We start from the raw sequence: 18485 nt of genomic DNA on the forward strand, positions 1-18485 counted from the left end.
TAGGCTCAAGCGAAGACGTCAGCGTCCTTGAGCAACGCGGCAGCCTGATCCTTGGCGGACAGCTTCGGCGCTTCGTCCAGTTGCCAGTCGATCCCCAGAGCAGGGTCATCCCAGCGAATGCTGCGCTCGGACGATGGGTCATAGTAGTTGGTGGTCTTGTAGAGGAACTCAGCGAACTCGCTCAACACCACGAAACCATGGGCGAAACCTTCTGGCACCCACAGCTGACGGTGGTTTTCAGCAGAAAGACGCACGGCCACAGACTTGCCGAAATGCGGCGAGCTGCGGCGGATATCGACGGCCACATCGAGCACTTCACCGACGGTCACACGTACCAGTTTGCCCTGGGTGTTTTGCAGTTGGTAATGCAGGCCACGCAATACGCCTTTTTGCGAGCGCGAATGGTTGTCCTGGACGAATTGAGTGTCCAGTCCGGTGGCGTCCTGGAAGGACTTGGCGTTGAAACTCTCGTAGAAGAAACCGCGCTCGTCACCGAACACCTTCGGTTCGATGATCAGAACACCGGGCAAATCGGTGGTGATTACATTCATGAGGATTTCCATAGACAGGTTTGAATGGCTGACATTCTTGCGCAAAGTGCCAGAGGGCGCGAGTGTTCAAATACAAATATGCGGATCCGCCGTAGCAACCGTTAGGGCTTGCGCATCCTTTGAAGCAATGGCGATATAAGCGCCTAATAAAATTTCAGGGGTCGTTTCATGCCGCTCGCCACGTTGATTCATCGCGCCAGTTTGCCCAGCCCGCAGGTTTCTGCAGAGCAGGCCCAGCAATGGCTGGCAGAGCATTACGGGCTTAGCGGCACATTGCAGGCGCTTGGCAGCCAGCAGGATCTCAACTACCGCGTCGACAGCCCGCGCGGGCGGTTCGTGCTGAAAATCTGTCGTGGTGATTACGCCCTTGTCGAGTTACAGGCCCAGCATGCGGGCCTGAAGTTTCTGGCCGAGCATTCGACGGTGAAAGTGCCGCGGGTGATCGCGGCCAATAACGGTGCCGATCTGCTGTCGCTTCAAGTCGGCGGCGAGGCGGTGCATGTGCGCTTGCTCGATTACATCGAAGGCCAGCCACTGACTCATCTGGATCATCTGGGTCAGGAAGTGGTGGCGCGGTTTGGGCGTCTTTGCGCTGAAATGGATCTGGCCCTGGCCGGCTTCGATCATCCGGGCCTGGAGCGCACATTGCAGTGGGACGCGCGCCACGCCAGTGCGCTGATCAGTCATCTGCTGCCGGTGATCAAGGATGAGCAGCAGCGAGCATTGATCGCCGAAGCCGCCGAACAGGCCGAGCGACGTTTGCAGCCACTGCTCGACAAGCTGCCGGTGCAGGCGATTCACATGGACATCACCGACGACAACGCCGTCTGGCAGCGCGACGCGCAGCGCCACTGGCAGTTACAAGGGGTGATCGATTTCGGTGACCTGATCCGTACTTGGCGCATCACCGATCTGTCGGTGACCTGTGCCGCATTGCTGCATCACGCCGGTGGCGATCCGTTTGTCATCCTGCCGGCAGTCCAGGCGTATCACGCGGTCAACCCGCTGCAACGCGAAGAACTGCAAGCCTTGTGGCCATTGATCGTTGCGCGGGCGGCGGTACTGGTGCTCAGCGGCGAGCAGCAGGTCAGCATCGATCCCGCGAATACCTACAGCCGCGATAATCTCAGCCATGAGTGGGAGATTTTCCACGTGGCCACGTCGGTGCCATTGGCGTTGATGGAGGCGGCGATTCTCACTGCCGTCGGCCTGCCATTGCCGGTGATCGACAGTGACGGTTTTGCGCCGTTGCTGCCGAGTCTGGTCGGGCGTGAATTCGCGCTGATCGACCTCGGTGTCCTCAGCCCGCATTTTGAGGCGGGGAACTGGGAGCAGGAGGGCATCGACCAGCGTCTTTTGAACGAAGCTGCGGCGGTCCACGGCTTGGCAGCGAGCCGTTATGGCCAATACCGTTTGTCGCGCACCCGGCCCGATAGTGCCGAGGAGCCAGATAGCTTCCCGTTGCATGTCGAATTGCGCGTACCGAATGGCAGCGCTGTGGAATCGCCGTTTGCCGGCGTGCTTCATCAGGTGGCAGACGGTGTGCTGCAACTGGATGGATCGCAGCTCAGCGTGCGTCTGTGGGGTGTGACGCCCTCGGTGCACAGCGGCGCTGCACTGGTCAAAGGGCAGGTGCTGGGTGCGGTCAGCGGCCCGTTGCTCGTGCAGTTGAGCCGAGGCGCGCAGCTTCAGGCTCCGCTGTTCTGCACGCCATCGCGTGCGCCTGCCTGGCAGGCGTTGTGCCCATCGCCGGCCATGTTGTTGGGGCTGGCGTGCGATGCCGAGCCGGAGCTGGATGCGAAAACCCTGCTGGAACGGCGCGACGCCAGTTTCGCCCGTACGCAAAAACACTACTACGTGGACCCGCCGCGCATCGAACGCGGCTGGCGCAATCACCTGATCGACATGCAGGGCCGCTCCTATCTCGACATGCTCAACAACGTCGCAGTGCTCGGTCACGGTCACCCGCGCATGGCGGCGGTCGCGGCGCGGCAGTGGTCGTTGCTCAATACCAACTCGCGATTCAACTATGCAGCAGTCGCCGAGTTTTCCGAACGTTTGCTGAAGCTGGCACCGGAGGGCATGGATCGGGTGTTTCTGGTCAACAGCGGCAGCGAGGCCAATGACCTGGCGATTCGTCTGGCGTGGGCCTACAGCGGCGGGCGCGACATGATCAGCGTGCTTGAGGCCTATCACGGCTGGACGGTTGGCGCCGATGCGGTGTCGACCTCGATTGCCGACAACCCGAAAGCCCTCGAAAGCCGCCCGGACTGGGTGCATCCCGTTCCGGCGCCGAACATGTATCGCGGTGAATTCCGTGGCCTCGATTCAGCGCCGGACTACGTGCGCAGCGTCGAGCATCATCTGGCAAAAATCGCCGAGCAGAAACGTCAACTGGCCGGGTTCATCTGCGAACCGGTGTACGGCAATGCCGGTGGCATCTCGCTGCCGCCGGGCTATCTGAAGCAGGTGTATGCGCGGGTGCGTGCGCAGGGTGGGGTGTGCATCGCCGACGAAGTGCAGGTCGGTTACGGGCGCATGGGGCATTTCTTCTGGGGCTTTGAGGAGCAGGGTGTGGTGCCGGACATCATCACCATGGCCAAGGGCATGGGCAATGGCCAGCCTTTGGGTGCGGTGATCACCCGCCGGGAGATTGCCGAGGCGCTGGAGGCCGAGGGTTACTTCTTCTCATCCGCTGGTGGCAGCCCGGTCAGTTGCCAGATCGGCATGGCGGTGCTGGATGTCATGAAGGAAGAAAAACTCTGGGAGAACGCTCAGGTGGTCGGCGGTCACTTCAAAGCACGGCTCGAAGCGTTGATCGATAAACATCCGTTGGTTGGCGCGGTGCATGGTTCCGGGTTTTATCTGGGCCTGGAGCTGATCCGCAACCGCGAGACATTGGAGCCAGCGACCGAGGAGACCGCATTGCTGTGCGATCGCTTGCGCGAGCTGGGCATTTTCATGCAGCCGACCGGCGATGACTTGAACATCCTCAAGATCAAACCGCCGATGGTGACCTCGCGCCGAAGTGTCGACTTCTTCGTCGAAATGCTTGATTGGGTGCTCACCGAAGGCCTGTAAACCCTGCAAATCCCCTGTGGGAGATTCTATGTTGGCCAGCAACCCTAAAATCTCAGGCTAATCGGTATTCGCCCTGATTTTTCATCAGGGCGAATGCCACTCGACAGAGCTTGCGAGCAAGGGCCACTAACGCCTGTGTTTTCGAGAAGCCTCTGGCCAGGTAAGACTCGTAAAATGGTTTCCACTTCGTTGAGCGACTCGCCGCCATCGCGGCGTTGTACGTCAACCGACGGATCTCCGGGTCTCCTTTTTTGGTCAGGAATCTCGGGCCATTCTTTTTACCCGAATCGTCCACTGTCAGATCCATACCCAAAAACGCGATAAAGGCATCGCTATTGGCAAAGTCACCGCGCATATAGGTCGTTGCCAACCCAGTCGCCGTCAGTTCTCCCACGCCTTCAATCGCTTTGCAGCGGTCAATATTGTCTTCAATACCCGCCTCTTTGCTGACCTTGCGCAGCAGTTTCTGAATGACCTGATCGGATCGTTCGAATGCTTTTTGCTGAGCGGCACGCTCTTTTTTCAGCAAGGGTTCATCGGCCCAGCTCAACATAAGCCCCGTATGGTTCTGAATTAACGTCGCGCGTCTGTGCAGCAAGCTTTTCAGTACGGTATAGGCCTTGGGTGGCGGGTTCCAAAGCCGCAATTTACATTGCTCATTCGTCAAATAACGCGCGAGCACGCGGGCATCGCAGGGATCATTTTTGGCCCGTTGACCGACCCCGCGACGATAATGGCTAACTCGATAAGCATCTACGACATAGACCTGATGCCCCATCGCATGAGCCAGATCAACAGTCTCCAAGTGGTAGATGTTGGTGGCTTCAACAGCGATAGCGCTTTGCGCAGGCAAAGTTTTGAGCCAACGTTTGAGGGCGGCTCGATCATTTTTGACCGACTCAATTGTTTCCAGGTCAGCACGATAGACAACGACTTCGGCCTTGGCGATATCGATACCAACAACCGTCTGCGAAGTAAGGATTGTCATGACGAATCCTCGGAGCTAGGGTTTAAGAGCTTGTTGGGGTCTACCGTTGCGCTGGCTTGTCTCTATCGTCGGTTTACCGATGAATTCCTTATCGGCGCTTTGGGTAGAAAGGGCGGGACGAGAAGTCTCCCACGGTCTGTACTGGTCAGAGTCAGAATCGAGTCTGTAGTCCCGCCCACCCCTTCAAGTCTAAACATACAAGCGAGCCTGCTCGCGAATGCAATATGTCAGTCACTGATTAGGTCGACTGACACGCCGCCTTCGCGAGCAGGCTCGCTCCCACCGTTGTTCTGGGTTTTTAGTTGGATTTATATCGGTATTTTTTGGGTTTATTTAGACAGAAGGAGATTAACAAGCTTTTAAAGCCGATATTTATCGGCTATAAAGTCGCCATTGCTCCGGCATGGCGATCTCTTGTCCGGTGCGCGCGTTTTTCTTTTCGGTCGAATTGTCGACCGTCAAAGCACTTGCCCGGAGATGATTCATGAGCCGTATCGTTACCGTCGCCGCCACTCAGATGGCCTGTTCGTGGGATCTGCAAGCCAACCTCGAAATCGCTGAAAGGCTGGTTCGCGAAGCTGCTGCCAAAGGCGCGCAGATCATCCTGATCCAGGAGCTGTTCGAGGCGCCGTACTTCTGCCAGAAACCCAATCCGGACTATCTGCAACTGGCCACGACGGTGGAAGAAAACGTCGCGATCAAACATTTCCAGAAAATCGCCAAAGAGCTGCAGGTGGTGCTGCCGATCAGCTTCTACGAGCTGGCCGGGCGTGCACGCTTCAACAGCATCGCGATCATCGACGCCGACGGCAGCAACCTCGGGATTTATCGTAAAAGCCATATCCCGGACGGCCCGGGCTATCACGAGAAGTACTACTTCAACCCGGGCGACACCGGTTTCAAGGTATGGAACACCCGTTACGCGAAAATCGGCGTCGGCATCTGCTGGGATCAGTGGTTCCCGGAAGCCGCGCGGGCGATGGCGCTGCAAGGTGCGGAAATCCTTTTCTATCCAACTGCAATCGGCAGCGAGCCGCACGACAAGACCATCTCGTCGCGCGATCACTGGCAGCGCGTGCAACAGGGCCATGCCGGCGCTAACTTGATGCCGCTGATCGCCAGCAACCGAATCGGCAATGAAGAGCAGGACGGCTACGACATCACGTTCTACGGCTCTTCGTTCATCGCCAACCAGTTCGGCGAAAAAGTGCAGGAGCTGAATAAAACCGAAGAAGGTATTCTTGTGCACACTTTCAACCTCGACGAGCTGGAACATATTCGCAGCGCGTGGGGTTCATTCCGTGACCGCCGGCCAAATCTGTACGGCGCGTTGAAAACCCTCGACGGTTCCCTGGAGTCCTGATCCCGATGACCACATTGAAAAGTACCCCACGCGCCGACGGCTTCTACATGCCGGCCGAGTGGGCAGCACAAACTCAAACCTGGATGATCTGGCCCGAGCGCCCGGATAACTGGCGTCTGGGCGGCAAACCGGCGCAAGCCGCACACGCGGCAGTGGCCAAAGCCATCGCGCGTTTCGAGCCAGTGACCGTTGCCGTGTCCGCCGGCCAGTACGAAAACGCCCGCGCGCGCCTCGACGTGCCGAATATCCGCGTGGTCGAGATGTCCAGCGATGATGCCTGGGTTCGCGACAGCGGCCCGACGTTTGTCATCAACAACGGCGGCGAAGTGCGTGGTGTGAACTGGGACTTCAATGCTTGGGGTGGTTTCGACGGTGGTCTGTACTCGCCGTGGAATCGTGACTCGCAAGTGGGAGGCAAGATTCTCGAAATCGAGCGCAGCCCGCGCTATCGCACCGAAGGTTTTGTGCTTGAAGGCGGCTCGATTCACGTCGACGGCGAAGGCACCCTGATCACCACCGAAGAGTGCCTGCTCAACCGTAATCGCAACCCGCATTTGGGCCGCGAAGAAATCGAAGCGGTGCTCAGCGCCAATTTGTCTGTGGATAAAATCATCTGGCTACCGGACGGTTTGTTCAACGATGAAACCGACGGCCATGTGGATAACTTCTGCTGCTACGTGCGTCCGGGGGAAGTGTTGCTGGCGTGGACTGACGATCCACAGGATCCGAACTACCCGCGCTGCCAGGCGGCGATGAAAGTGCTGCAAAGCAGCACCGACGCCAAGGGACGCCCATTCACGGTGCACAAGATGCCGATTCCGGGGCCGCTGTACGCGACCGAAGAAGAGTGCGCTGGCGTCGATCCGGTGGACGGCACGCAGGAGCGTAATCCGTCTGTGCGTCTGGCCGGTTCCTACGTGAACTTCCTGATCGTCAACGGCGGCATCATCGCGCCGAGCTTTGACGATCCGATGGATGCTCCGGCGAAGGAAATTCTGCAGAACCTGTTCCCGCAGCACGAAGTGGTGATGGTGCCCGGCCGTGAACTGTTACTGGGTGGCGGCAATATTCACTGCCTTACCCAACAACAGCCAGCACCGCACAAAGAGTGAGTTGAGTCGTAACAGCTTGAGTTGATTAATAAATCGGCCGGGCAATGATTAGCTCGCTATGTATGAAAACAAGCCCGCAGCCCGTCAGGACTGCGGGCTTCTTTGTATCCGCTTGTCGACAAATGCGAAACATTGGCATAGCTCTTGTATTCGACTGGAGGCACTAGGGAGGGGGAGGAACTTCAACAGTTCTGTCACAAACCTTGGATAACGTAGCCGCTCACGAACGGGGAGAGAGCGCTGGAATGAACGCCGAAGTGAACGTAGTCAGCGAGCGGACTTTGCATCCCATGGCCGTAAACGGCGAATCGCTCCAGATTGTCGCGCACTTTTTGAAGTCCAATGGAACGCGTCAGATCAGGGAACCTGATCCGCGCCGGATGATGATCGAGCGCTACCCCGCTGGCCTGTTCAGCGAGGCAGAACTGGAAGCGTTGTGGGCTGTGATGGAAGGATAAGAAAAACAATAAGGATTGGTGAAAGCGCTGCCGGGATGGCGGCGCTTTTTTATGCACGGTTATTTTGTACAGACCCATTCAATGTGGGAGCGAGCCTGCTCGCGAATGCGCTGGTCAGGTAAGGACGATGCCGGCTGACCCGACGCTTTCGCGAGCAGGCTCGCTCCCACAGGATTTCTGTGAAATCAGAAACTATAGGTGCCGGTCATCACGACGCTACGTGGCGCGCCTGGCTGAATCTGATACTGGCTCGTCGCCGACGCGTAGTAATCACGATCGGTAATGTTGTTCAGCGCCGCACGCAAATCCCAATCTTTCATGCGGTAGCCCACCAGCGCATCCCAGCGGCCATACCCCGGCAACACGGTGGTATTTGCATTGTCCGCATAACGCTGGCCGACCAGCGTCAGGCCGGTCTCACCGTACCAGCCCATCTCCGGTTTCCAGGTCAGGAACAGGCTGCCGTTGTGCTTGGCAACGTTGTTGATGCGTTTGCCTTCCAGGCCGTTGTTGTCCTTCTCGATGGTCGCATCCTGCACACCGACGCCACCGCGCACGTACCAGTTACCGACGATGTTGCCAGTCGCGGTCAACTCGATCCCGCGAGAGCGTTGCAGGCCGGACATCACGGTCAGGGTCGGATCGTTTGGATCGGTGGTGCGGCGGTTGTAGAGCTCCAGGTCATAGATCGCCAGCGTGGTGCTCAGGCGATCATCGAGCCAATCACTTTTCACGCCGATTTCTTTCTGCTTGGTCAGCTCGGGGCTGAGGTCGTTGGTGTTGCCGGCGGCGCCCGGGGTGATGCCGATCAGGCCACCGCCCACCGGCGAGAAGGTCTTCGACCACGAAGCGTAGAACGAGTGATTCTGCAGCGGCGTCCAGACCAGGCCTACGCGTGGGCTGGTGCTGTGACTGTCACGATCTTCGGACATGTTGCGCAGCTTGTTGGTCGACTCGATGTCGAAGGTGTCGTAACGCAGACCGCCGAGCAGTTGCCATTGATCGTTCAGGCGCAGTTGATCCTGGACGTACACTGCGCGGCTTTCGACTACGGTGTGGCTGCTGCTGGAGACTTGCATGCTGCCGGTGTGGCGCAGGTCGCGATTGGGGTTGTACAGGTCGAGCGACGGCACCGGGCGTGCCCCCGGGGTTCTGCCAGTGGCGGCGTTGTACAGCGTCGGGTCACGGCGCTGGCTGCCGGTTTCAACACCGGTGAGCAGGCGATGCTCAAGTCCGAACGTATCGAAACCCCCTTCCAGTTCGAGGTTGTTGTAAACGTTGCGGGTGGTCAGGTCCTGCTGCCAGTGCTGGCGCGTGACCTGGCGGGTGGCGGGTGTGTAACCGGTGAGGTAGGTGTTGTCGAAATCACTGTCGAGCTTGAACACACCAAGGGTCTGGCGCAGCTGCCAGTTGTCGTTGATTTCATAAGTGAGTTTCGAACGCAGGGATTGTGACTTGTCGTCGATGAAGTCGTGATCGTTGCCATAAGTGGTGTCACGGCCGACATCGGCTGGACGCCCGTTGACGCCGGGAATGCCGCGATCCGGGGTGCGGTTGTAACGGCTGTACTCGTATTGCACCAACCAGTTCAGGTCGGGTGTCAGTTGCCAGCTCATCGATGGCGCGAACAGTTGACGATTACCGCTGACGCCATCGCGAAAGCTGTTTTCATCCATGTTGCCCATGTTCAGGCGCAGGCTGATGTTCTCGCTCGGGTCAGTGCTGAGGTCGGCGTACAGGCTGCGCAGATCTTCGCTGCCGCCCTGCGCTTCGATGGTCGAGCGGCGGCCGGCTTCCGGCATCTTGCTGACACGGTTGACGATCCCGCCCTGACTGCCACGGCCATAGAGCACGGCGGCCGGGCCTTTGAGAACTTCGACGCGTTCAATGTTGTGCAGGTCGCGCTTGTATTGGCTGTCGTCGCGGATGCCGTCCAGATAGAAGTCGTTGCTGGCGTCGAAGCCACGGATGCGCAGGCTGTCGAAGCGCGTATCGGCGCTGCTGCTGACGTTGGGCATCCCGCTCAAGGCGTCGCTGATGTCGTTGGTGCCGTAGCTGGCGACGTTCGAGGTTTTGATCGAGTCGATGGCTTGCGGCACGTAGCGCACCGGAGTCGAGGTGCGGGTTGCGGTGTTGCTGACTTTCACGCGCGGATCGTCGGCTTGCGCTTCGGCGCTGATCGCAGTGGCGGGAAGTTCAGTCGCAGAGTAGGCAAAACCACTCGACAGAAAAGCGGAAAGCCCAAGGGTCACGGGCGTAAGACGGAACGGGGCAGGCATTGAAAAGCGCATCCGAAAGGGTGGAAGAATACGAACGCGCGAATGGTAATGCTTTGCATTTACTTTCGTTAATGATTCCCTAAAAGTTCCCTGATCTCATTGTTTCAACTTGTGTCTGGCTTGACACAATTTGACCCGTCGGAGCATTCGCCCGATTCATGAAACAGACTGGAAGCCATTTCAGCGTTTTTCCGCAACGCTTCGAGCACTAGTCTGCCGGCATTGATTGTTGCCACTTTCTGCCGGAGTTTTCTGATGATCCTTCACTACATTTACGATCCGTTGTGCGGCTGGTGCTATGGCGCCAAACCGCTGGTGCACGCCGCGCAGCAGGTGCTGCCGGTCGTTGCTCACGGCGGCGGGATGATGAGCGGCGCCAATCGCCAGAGCGTTTCGCCGCAATTGCGCGATTACGTCATGCCCCACGACCGCCGAATTGCCGAGTACACCGGGCAGCCATTTGGCGAGGCGTACTTCGAAGGTTTGCTGCGTGATCACTCCGCGGTTTTCGATTCGACGCCACCGATTGCCGCCGTCATGGCAGCGCAGTCAATTAACGGAGGCGGGCTGCAGATGCTGGGACGGTTGCAAACTGCACACTATGTCGAAGGCCGGCGAATTGCCGATTCAACCGTGCTGTTGGAATTGGCGATGGAGATGGGTTATGCACAAGAACACTTCCACATTGCGTTTGAATCCGTTGATAGCCAGGCGCACATAAAAGTCAGCCGCCAATTGTTGGCTCAATTGGGCGGCCAGGGATTTCCAACGTTCGCTCTGGAAAACAACGGACAGTTCCAACTGCTCGACATCAGTTCCTGGCTGGGCAAGCCGCAGGCCTTTGCCGATTGGTTGAAACAGTCGATGAACATCGATGAGACAAGCAAATCATCAGCACTTTGTAGCCTTGACGGATGTGTGTGACGGGCGCTGTATTCACTGACAGTGGGCATTTGCGTGCAAGGAGTCAGCGCTAAATTTATGTTTCTTAGACGATTTTCGCCTATTTAAAGACGATTCTTGAAATTGACACATTGTTCAGGGCGCGGCTACGATTCGGCCCAACGCCTGTGGCTAACCGCCATGACTCAAAATAATAAGAAGGCCCGCCATGACTTTGTCGTGGGCGGGTCTTTTTGTTTCGGGGTGAAAAAAGAGTGCAATAGCGCCGTTTCAGCCGTTCGACACAGCGCGTTTCAACCCGTAATAAGGAAAACAAAATGTTGAACAAGCGAATCAGTCTGATCGCACTGGGGATGTTGAGCGCCACACAGGCCATGGCTAACGACCAGGCCGAATCCAAGGGTTTTCAAGAAGACAGCAGCCTCAAAGTGCTGCTGCGCAATGCCTACATCAATCGTGACTACAAAGATGGTAACGACGACAAAGCCGAATGGGGCCAAGCGGCCATCGGTACGTTCTCGTCGGGCTTCACCCAAGGCACCATCGGTGTCGGTGTGGATGCTTTCGGTCTGTACGCACTGCGTCTGGATGGCGGCAAAGGCCGCAGCGGCGCGGGTGGTATCGACTTCTTCAAGCAAGACAACGGCAACGTTGCAGGCGAGCACGGCGATGCCGCCAACGATCTGGCCAAGGCTGGCGCAGCGGTAAAATTCCGCTTCTCCAACACCGTGCTGACCTACGGTGACCAGATGCCGGCACTGCCGGTGCTGAACTACGACAACTCCCGCCTGCTGCCGGAAAGCTACACCGGTACTCTGATCACTTCCAAAGAGATCAAAGGCCTGGAACTGAACGCCGGCCGTTTCACCGCCGAATCGCGCAAGAGCGATGAAGGCCGCGACAGCGGTGGTCTGAAGTCGATCAACGTGTTGGGCGGTAGCTACCAGTTCACTGAACACTTCAAGGGCGCGCTGTACGCTTCCGACGTCGAAGACGTATTGAAGAAGCAATACGTGAACGCCAACTACGTGTTGCCGTTCAACAAGGATCAGTCGCTGACCCTGGACTTCAACGGTTATCGCACCAAGCTGGACAACTCCTATGTCCGCGAAAACGGTGTGACCGGCGACGACAACAAGATCTGGAGCCTGGCAGCCACCTTCGCCACTGGCCCGCACTCGTTCACCGTGGCGCACCAGCGTTCCACCGGCGACAGCAACCTGGGCTACGCCTACGGCGGCTATCAGAAAGATCAAAACCGTGTCGGCGACGGTGGCAATACCATCTACCTGGCCAACTCCTACTGGTCGGACTTCAACGCTGAAGACGAACGCAGCTGGCAACTGGGCTACGGCCTGGACTTCGGCGCATTCGGCGTACCGGGCCTGAGCTACAACTTCGCTTACGTGCGTGGCGACAACATCACCACGTCCACCAGCAGCGGTGGCACCGAGCGCGAAATCTTCAACCAGTTCAAGTACGTCGTACAAAGTGGTCCGGCCAAAGACCTCAGCGTGAAATTGCGCAGCTCGATCCTGCGCGTGTCGCAGAAATCCAGCGAGTACAACGTTGGCGGCAATGAAGTGCGTGTATTCGTGGATTACCCGATCAACATCTTCTGATGCCCGATCCGGTCTAAGAAACGTGAAAAAGCCCCGACTGGTTCGGGGTTTTTTTTCGACGGTTTTTTGCTTTAAACCGGAATAAACCCGTGTTTCTGTCATCTAAAAGTTGTTTTTAAGTCGCTTCAAACGCCGTTTCAAACAGGGCTTTAAATGCCTGAAATTCTTTCTCATGGACGCAAATTCTCCACCTAATAGATTAGGCCGCTCAACGCAGCGGAGAATTTGGTAATGATCGTTTTGAACAGAGAAGTGGGCGAATCGCTACGGCGCGACAAATATGTCAACGTCCAGGGTGGTGACTTCAATCTCTACGGTCATTTTGCCGACTTCGTCAGACTGACCAAAAGTTGGGAAAACATGGAGCCTGACAGCTACTACGGTCAGGCCGAAGCCGGCATGCGTTACCGTCGTTACAGCGACTTTGAGTACAACCCGAAGACCCGCGAACTCAAGCAACTTGAGCATCGCGCCTACGTGCAGTCGAAAGAGAACAATGCGTATGTTGGTGGCCTGGTACGGCACTTTCAGGACTTCTCCGATGAAGTGATTACTTCACCGGTGATGCGCAGCCTGATTGACACCGATTTCGAAGTTTACAAAAGCGTGCTGCCGGAAGAACTCCACGATGAAATCTGGCAGTGCCAGATCCATCAGATCCGCATCGAGATCAAACCCGGCAAGCAACTGGAAATCACCCCTGAAGGCATTCACTGCGACGGCTATCCGTTCAGCGGCGTGCATTTCTGGGGCCGCAACAATGTCGAGGGCGCGGAGAGTCGTCTGTACGACATCCACGAGCACCCATTGGCGGCGACGACTTATAAAGAGATTCTCGACACCACCTACTTTCTCGACCGCGACATGCGCCATTACGTGACTCCTGCGCGCAACACGCACACCCATGCCATGGCTTACCGGCAGATTCTGGCGATTTCTTTCTCGCGGCCCGGGACCGCTTTCGACATTGTTCGCTAATCAGATCACCCCAATCGATGGCGTCGAGTGTTCGACGCCAGTGGTGCTGCGACGCGCCACGGCCAAGGATGCGCAGCGCATGGAGCGCTTCTTCCGCCAGTTCGACGAAGTGTCCTTCTGCGAGTGGCAGGACGCCAAATGCCTGCGCGGCGTGTTGATCCAGAAAACCACCACGGCCTATCTCGCCTTCGACATCGCCGGCGAAATCGTCGGTGCGGTGCTTGGCGGTGTGCTCGGCAGTCGCGGCACGATCAACCATCTGGCGGTCAGCTCACGCTATCGCAGCCAGGGCGTCGGTCAACGGTTGGTTGAAGCCGCGTCATCCGACATGAAGCGCGTCGGTGTGTTGCGGATGTTTCTGTTCGTCGACGATGCTAACCTCGCGGGCAAGCGTTTTTGGACCGCCCAGGGTTTTTGCGAGCCTCATGGCGAACGGACATTTGAGAGGGATCTATGAATGAAACGTCCGGCAGTGCGCCGCTGATGGCTGCCCATCAGCCATCGCGCACGTTTGCCGAAGCCAGCCCGGTGGTCGCTGGATATTTCACGGTGTCGTTCGTGTTCGGGCTGATGGCCGTTAACGCCGGGTTGCCGATGTGGCTGCCGGTGGCGATGTGTTTGTTTGTTTATGCGGGCGCTTCACAATTCGCCGCGCTGGCGCTGATCTCCAGTGGCGCGTCGTTGACCACCATTGTGCTGACCACGTTTCTGATCAACGCACGGCACATGCTGATGTCGGTGTACATGGCCAAAGCCCTGCGCGCGCTGGGGCTCAGTCGCATGGAGCGCTGGTGCTACGCCGGCGGCCTGACCGACGAATCCTTCGCTTTCCACAGCGTGAAACTCGGCACTGGCGCACCGGTCAACGTGCGCTATTTGATCGGCTTCAACCTGTTCTGCCACACCTCGTGGGTCTTGGGAGGTTTGCTCGGCGCAGTGTGCGCGCAGTACGCCGCGCACCTGATCAAATATCAGCTCGACTATGCCCTGACGGCGATGATGCTTTATGTACTGGTGTCGCTGTGCAACACCCGTAACAAGCTGATTGCTGCGGCGGCAGCGGTGGTTTGCATGGGCGCACTGAGCCTGATCGGCAGCTCGCCGTTCAATGTGTTTATCGCCACGTTTGTGGGTTGCGGAGTGGGTGTATGCCTGACCAAACGTTCCTGATTCTGGTGGTCGTGCTAATGATGGCCGTGACCTTCCTGCCACGCGCCTTGCCACTGCAAGTGAATACCGAGCACTGGCCGCCGTTCGTTGCGCGGGCGCTGGAATACTTGCCGGTGGCGATCGTCGCTGCGATCAGCCTGACTCCCTTGTTGATCAAGGATCAGCACATACAGCTCGATCGCCCGGAATTCTATGCCGCGATTCCGACGTTGTTATGTGCGTATTTCAGCAAAAACCTCTTTCTCAGTGTGGCGGTTGGGACGGCTGCGTACATTGCGCTCGGCTCGTTCATGTAGCGGCAAATCGACGACATCGCTCAAAGCCTGGTTCGACAACTCCGGATTGTTCACCGCCAGGCGCACTTCGAGGAAATCCTCGAAACCTGGGAAAATCGTCAGGCCGTTCTTTTGCGCGGCCTCGCGAGAAACCATGCCGACGGCGTCCATTTGCGTGATCAACGACAGCGTCAGGGTTTCGCTGCACGAGTAGACCATGCGCTGGCCGTTCTCGTGATTGCCCAACCCAGCGTCGAGAAAACGCAAAAAGCTGTGGGAATACGGACAATCTTCCGCAGGACGCACCTGAAACTTGTTGCCCAGCAACGTGAGAGGATCGTTCTCCTGACCGCAATGCGCGCCGACGACCTGCACCTGCACCTCCGGCAAAACAATGCTCGGCAACCCCGGCCGTTGCGGGCCGATCAGCACCGCAAGGTCAAAGTCCTCGTTCTTCAGCTTGCTGAGGTTTTCCATCGACTCGGCATAACTGAATTCCATCTGATAATCGGGAAACACCTCGATCAGGCGCCCGATCATTCGCCGGTTGAAATCTGTCGACAACGTGTTGTTCAACGCAACCTTCAACGTACGCTGGCCTGGCACCTTCAGCGCCTCGACCTTTTCTTCCATCTGTCGCGTGGCAATCAGCACTTTGTCCATATACGGCGTCAGCTCGCTGCCTTGCGGCGTCAGCGTCAGCCCTTTGTTGGAACGACGAAACAAGCGGAAACCGAACTGCTCTTCGACCTTGTTCAACTGCGCGGCCAGCGCCTGCACAGTCAGGCACGAATGCTCGGCTGCGGCCGACAAAGAGCCGGTCTGCACGATGCGCATGAGGTTGCGTAAGGTTCTGCTATCCATGGGTAATGCCCTCTAAAGTGGGCTGGGTATTGTTGTTTACGAGACTGCCGGTACGGCGGCCATATGCTGGCTATATTCCTGTACCTGAGCATAGTTGTCGCGGGTTTAGTAGCGAATTGATGTCCCTGCCGATGGCTGGAGGCTGACACAGGATCGGGGTTTTTGGGGGGAGGGGGTGATGGGGGTCAAAAAGTGCCCGGATCGAAGGATCCGGGCACTTTTTTCGTTTGGGATCTAAGCGCTGTGGAGATTTTTCCCACCTTCGTTCGGCAGCAATCCTTCCCGATACCAGAAGCGTCCGATTGCAAACGAGGATGTGGCTGATTTACCTCTCCGCCATAAACCAGCGAAATATGGACTTGTTACTTCGAGGATTTTGTTAAGGCCGAATCCAATGGCGTTAAGGATATTTCCGCCTAGCCAAGGCGCGACTGGGTGGGTATCAATGAATTTGCCAGGAAAACGCGCTACTCCCAATCAAACCAATTGGAGAGCCCTTGGCTTACCGGACATACGCGATATCGAAGTGAGGTTATTGAATTCGAATGCTCGAGAAATTCCTGGTGCGACAAGTTTGGAGCTGGCTTGGGAGCAGGTTGCGTTGGGGTTTGGGTTGTCGGAGGGCAAGAGTTACTCCGTGATACAAACGCCTTACGTTGCAGTCACGGTCAGACGCGAATATCTATTACATATCGTGGAAAAAAGGCCCAATGCGCGAGAGCGATTCACCGAGTTTGCCTTGGATACCATTCAGAATCCGTTGGAAATCTGGCAGATTTCCTACGATGACGGTTCGATACGACTGGCATTCATCGGTGCGTACAACACGAAATATCAGATGCTTGTGGTGATCCACGCTGACCATGGGCACGCTCTCTGGAATTTCATGAACTGCGACAAGAAAGCCTTGAATAAGCATCGCCACGGGATGCTGGTGTATCAGCGTCTCCAAAGCGCCAAACAAAAAAAGCAGCCTGAAGAGGCTGCTTTTTCTGAAGTAAGCGCTTGATATTGTGCTCCCTCAAGCAGGGGAGAAGAGGTCTCACCCGGGCGCTGATATTCAGGTCATCAACGGGGTTCCTAACGCCGACTATTGCCACCTGAAGGCAGTCGGTTTCGCGCTCTTGGGGCCGATTCTCTGTCAGGTGTATTGGCAAGTCAAACGTAAAAATAGATGTAGGTATCCGCATATGAAGCATTTTATTTACTTGGTTCATATGTGTACTAATCTTGATGTATCACTTAACGAGTTGGTAGCGATCTGATGCCTACTTCACCTCCAGCCCTCACTCCACGCGAGCAACTCGAAGCCCCCGAAGCCGGCCGCGTTGCGCTGAAGTTCTTCTTCAACCTCATGGAGCGCTGGGGCTGCAGCGCCGAGCAGCAACGCACCTTGCTCGGTGGCGTCGGCAACACAACGTTCTACAAATACAAACACCTGCCGAACGTACGTCTGCCTAACGATACCCTTGAGCGCATCTCTTATCTGATGGGTATTCACAAGGCGCTGAGCATTATCTTCAGCAACAGCCGTGAACGCGCCTACACGTGGGTCAGCAGTCCGAACACAGCGGCGCCGTTCAACGGGCAAACTGCGTTGGATTACATGCTGGCGGGGAGAGTGATCGACATCGCCGATGTGCGCCGTTACCTCGATGGGGTGCGCGGTTGAAGGTGCCAGAGTTGGTAGATGTGGCATGGCCGCGAGCCTACCGGATCGTCAACAGCAGCTTCCCGCCGATTGCGCTGTTCGAAGACGTGCTCGATCCCGAAGACCTGGAAATTGCCTACGCGATTGAAGCACTGACCAATGATCGCCTCATCGAACAGGCTGGCGTACTCGCCCGAGTGCGACCCGAAGATCGACTCTCCGGCCCCGGCTCGACCCCGGTGATGGCTGCGTTTACCCACATCGGCAAACGCAGTCGCTTCTGCGACGGCACCTTCGGCGTTTATTACGCCGCGAGCAGCCAAGCCGCCGCTATCGCCGAGACCTGTTATCACCAGGAGCGTTTTCTCGCCGCCACCAATGAGGCGGATCTTGAGTTGACCATGCGGACTTACGTCAATCGGGTGGTTAAACCGTTACATGACATTCGCCACGATCACCCAGAGCTGCATGATCCAGATCCTGAGGCTTACGGGCCGTCTCAGCTATTCGCCCGACAACTGCGCGAAACCGAATCGTGGGGAATGCTCTACAACAGCGTTCGCCTGCCGGGCCATGAATGTGTCGCCGCGTTCCGCCCGCCGGCGGTATCGATTCCTAAACAGGGCAAGCATTTGCGGTATGTGTGGAGTGCGAGTCAGCAGAAGATTTCGTTTGTGTTTGAGATCAGTCAGGTCTGAAACGCCAAAAGCCCTCGCATCAACGGGGGCTTCATGTGGCTCATTTACATCAACGGCTTGTCCGGCGGCGCATCCATCACTTTCACGACATCATCGATCAACGCCTTGCTTAACTCCTGCAGATACTGCGAGGCATAAGCATGAAGGTCAGGGTCGCGAGAGACTGAAGTGTCCGCAGTGAGCAGGCGTGAAATGTGAAGCAAGTGTGAGGCATGGGCAAGGGCGGCGATTACCGGTACACCACGGTTGGTGCGGAACATCGCTTGATTGGAGTGGAAGGAAAAGTGGGTGAGGCCGAGGGTTTTCAGATCTTGAGAGTTGGTCATTTCGTTTCACCTCTGTTCGAGATGGATGGGCTGAAGTGACCTTTTTTGCTGACGGATCAATGGCTTTCATTTGTTAACTCCCTGTATCAAATGAGAGCTGCCAATTCGTTCTCAGGCGAAAGGGTGGCAGCCATGCGCAGGCTGAGAAACCGGAGATACAGGAACC

Annotated in this window: 18 protein-coding genes; 13 read left to right on the forward strand and 5 right to left on the reverse strand. The window is 57.1% G+C overall.

The genetic code is table 11. The features are described 5' to 3' along the window. Positions 1 to 5: 5 nt before the first annotated feature. Positions 6 to 551 carry a dTDP-4-dehydrorhamnose 3,5-epimerase gene (gene rfbC, locus JFT81_RS25490; protein WP_127925462.1) on the reverse strand — a complete coding sequence of 182 codons (546 nt, stop codon included), beginning with the start codon at positions 549 to 551 and terminating at the stop codon, positions 6 to 8. Positions 552 to 719: 168 nt separating this feature from the next. Between rfbC and JFT81_RS25495 the strand changes: the two genes are divergently transcribed. Continuing rightward, positions 720 to 3632 carry an aminotransferase gene (locus JFT81_RS25495; protein ID WP_201229915.1) on the forward strand — a complete coding sequence of 971 codons (2913 nt, stop codon included), beginning with the start codon at positions 720 to 722 and terminating at the stop codon, positions 3630 to 3632. A gap of 52 nt (positions 3633 to 3684) precedes the next feature. Here JFT81_RS25495 and JFT81_RS25500 read toward each other — a convergent pair whose 3' ends face one another. Further along, the gene (locus JFT81_RS25500) at positions 3685 to 4620 is read right to left on the reverse strand and encodes a transposase (protein ID WP_201202023.1); all 936 of its coding nucleotides are present in this window, start codon (positions 4618 to 4620) and stop codon (positions 3685 to 3687) included. Between the two features lie 484 nt (positions 4621 to 5104). Between JFT81_RS25500 and aguB the strand changes: the two genes are divergently transcribed. The 3 genes from aguB (at position 5105) to JFT81_RS25515 (ending at position 7553) form a co-directional block, all read left to right on the forward strand. After that, positions 5105 to 5983 (forward strand): N-carbamoylputrescine amidase, encoded by an 879-nt coding sequence (aguB, locus tag JFT81_RS25505; protein ID WP_201229916.1) that lies wholly within the window; start codon positions 5105 to 5107, stop codon positions 5981 to 5983. A gap of 5 nt (positions 5984 to 5988) precedes the next feature. Next, positions 5989 to 7095: an agmatine deiminase gene (gene aguA, locus JFT81_RS25510; RefSeq protein ID WP_201229917.1), complete on the forward strand. Its 1107-nt coding sequence runs from the start codon at positions 5989 to 5991 to the stop codon at positions 7093 to 7095. Between the two features lie 245 nt (positions 7096 to 7340). After that, positions 7341 to 7553, forward strand: a complete 213-nt coding sequence (locus JFT81_RS25515) for a hypothetical protein (RefSeq protein ID WP_007961849.1) — start codon at positions 7341 to 7343, stop codon at positions 7551 to 7553. 185 nt (positions 7554 to 7738) lie between these two features. Here the strand turns inward: JFT81_RS25515 and JFT81_RS25520 are convergent, their stop codons facing one another. Next, entirely contained in the window at positions 7739 to 9832 is a 2094-nt protein-coding gene (locus JFT81_RS25520) for a TonB-dependent siderophore receptor (RefSeq protein WP_201229918.1), read from the reverse strand. Positions 9833 to 10087: 255 nt separating this feature from the next. Here JFT81_RS25520 and JFT81_RS25525 point away from each other — a divergent pair, with 255 nt between their 5' ends. From JFT81_RS25525 to JFT81_RS25550, 6 genes are all read left to right on the forward strand, one after another. Beyond that, complete coding sequence (locus JFT81_RS25525) at positions 10088 to 10756, forward strand: DsbA family protein (protein WP_201230645.1); 669 nt, start codon at positions 10088 to 10090, stop codon at positions 10754 to 10756. 296 nt (positions 10757 to 11052) lie between these two features. Then, on the forward strand, positions 11053 to 12357 hold the full coding sequence (locus tag JFT81_RS25530; RefSeq protein WP_201147337.1) for an OprD family porin: 1305 nt from the start codon (positions 11053 to 11055) through the stop codon (positions 12355 to 12357). 231 nt (positions 12358 to 12588) lie between these two features. Next, complete coding sequence (locus JFT81_RS25535; protein WP_201229920.1) at positions 12589 to 13335, forward strand: 2OG-Fe dioxygenase family protein; 747 nt, start codon at positions 12589 to 12591, stop codon at positions 13333 to 13335. 79 nt (positions 13336 to 13414) lie between these two features. Continuing rightward, the gene (locus JFT81_RS25540; RefSeq protein WP_201230646.1) at positions 13415 to 13792 is read left to right on the forward strand and encodes a GNAT family N-acetyltransferase; all 378 of its coding nucleotides are present in this window, start codon (positions 13415 to 13417) and stop codon (positions 13790 to 13792) included. Further along, positions 13789 to 14505 carry an AzlC family ABC transporter permease gene (locus JFT81_RS25545; RefSeq protein ID WP_201229922.1) on the forward strand — a complete coding sequence of 239 codons (717 nt, stop codon included), beginning with the start codon at positions 13789 to 13791 and terminating at the stop codon, positions 14503 to 14505. The genes JFT81_RS25540 and JFT81_RS25545 overlap by 4 nt, the downstream gene beginning before the upstream one ends. Continuing rightward, complete coding sequence (locus JFT81_RS25550) at positions 14484 to 14801, forward strand: AzlD domain-containing protein (protein WP_115076201.1); 318 nt, start codon at positions 14484 to 14486, stop codon at positions 14799 to 14801. Before JFT81_RS25545 ends, JFT81_RS25550 begins: the two co-directional genes overlap by 22 nt. Here JFT81_RS25550 and JFT81_RS25555 read toward each other — a convergent pair. Next, on the reverse strand, positions 14718 to 15644 hold the full coding sequence (locus JFT81_RS25555) for a LysR family transcriptional regulator (protein WP_201229924.1): 927 nt from the start codon (positions 15642 to 15644) through the stop codon (positions 14718 to 14720). The two genes, JFT81_RS25550 and JFT81_RS25555, sit on opposite strands and share 84 nt — an antisense overlap. 445 nt (positions 15645 to 16089) lie before the next feature. Between JFT81_RS25555 and JFT81_RS25560 the strand changes: the two genes are divergently transcribed. The 3 genes from JFT81_RS25560 to JFT81_RS25570 all read left to right on the forward strand — a co-directional run bounded on the left by JFT81_RS25560 (position 16090) and on the right by JFT81_RS25570 (position 17993). After that, a complete protein-coding gene (locus JFT81_RS25560) occupies positions 16090 to 16653 on the forward strand; it encodes a PBECR2 nuclease fold domain-containing protein (RefSeq protein ID WP_201229926.1) in 564 nt (187 codons plus the stop codon). Positions 16654 to 16908: 255 nt separating this feature from the next. Then, complete coding sequence (locus JFT81_RS25565; RefSeq protein ID WP_201229928.1) at positions 16909 to 17316, forward strand: MbcA/ParS/Xre antitoxin family protein; 408 nt, start codon at positions 16909 to 16911, stop codon at positions 17314 to 17316. Positions 17317 to 17327: 11 nt separating this feature from the next. After that, complete coding sequence (locus tag JFT81_RS25570; protein ID WP_242485666.1) at positions 17328 to 17993, forward strand: RES family NAD+ phosphorylase; 666 nt, start codon at positions 17328 to 17330, stop codon at positions 17991 to 17993. Positions 17994 to 18037: 44 nt separating this feature from the next. On the opposite strand, the gene JFT81_RS25575 is transcribed toward JFT81_RS25570, so the two are convergent. Next, entirely contained in the window at positions 18038 to 18319 is a 282-nt protein-coding gene (locus tag JFT81_RS25575; protein ID WP_201229932.1) for a DUF3077 domain-containing protein, read from the reverse strand. Positions 18320 to 18485 lie beyond the last annotated feature (166 nt).

Origin of the sequence: Pseudomonas sp. TH43, assembly GCF_016650635.1 — a bacterium.
In the GTDB taxonomy this organism is placed as follows: Bacteria; Pseudomonadota; Gammaproteobacteria; order Pseudomonadales; family Pseudomonadaceae; genus Aquipseudomonas.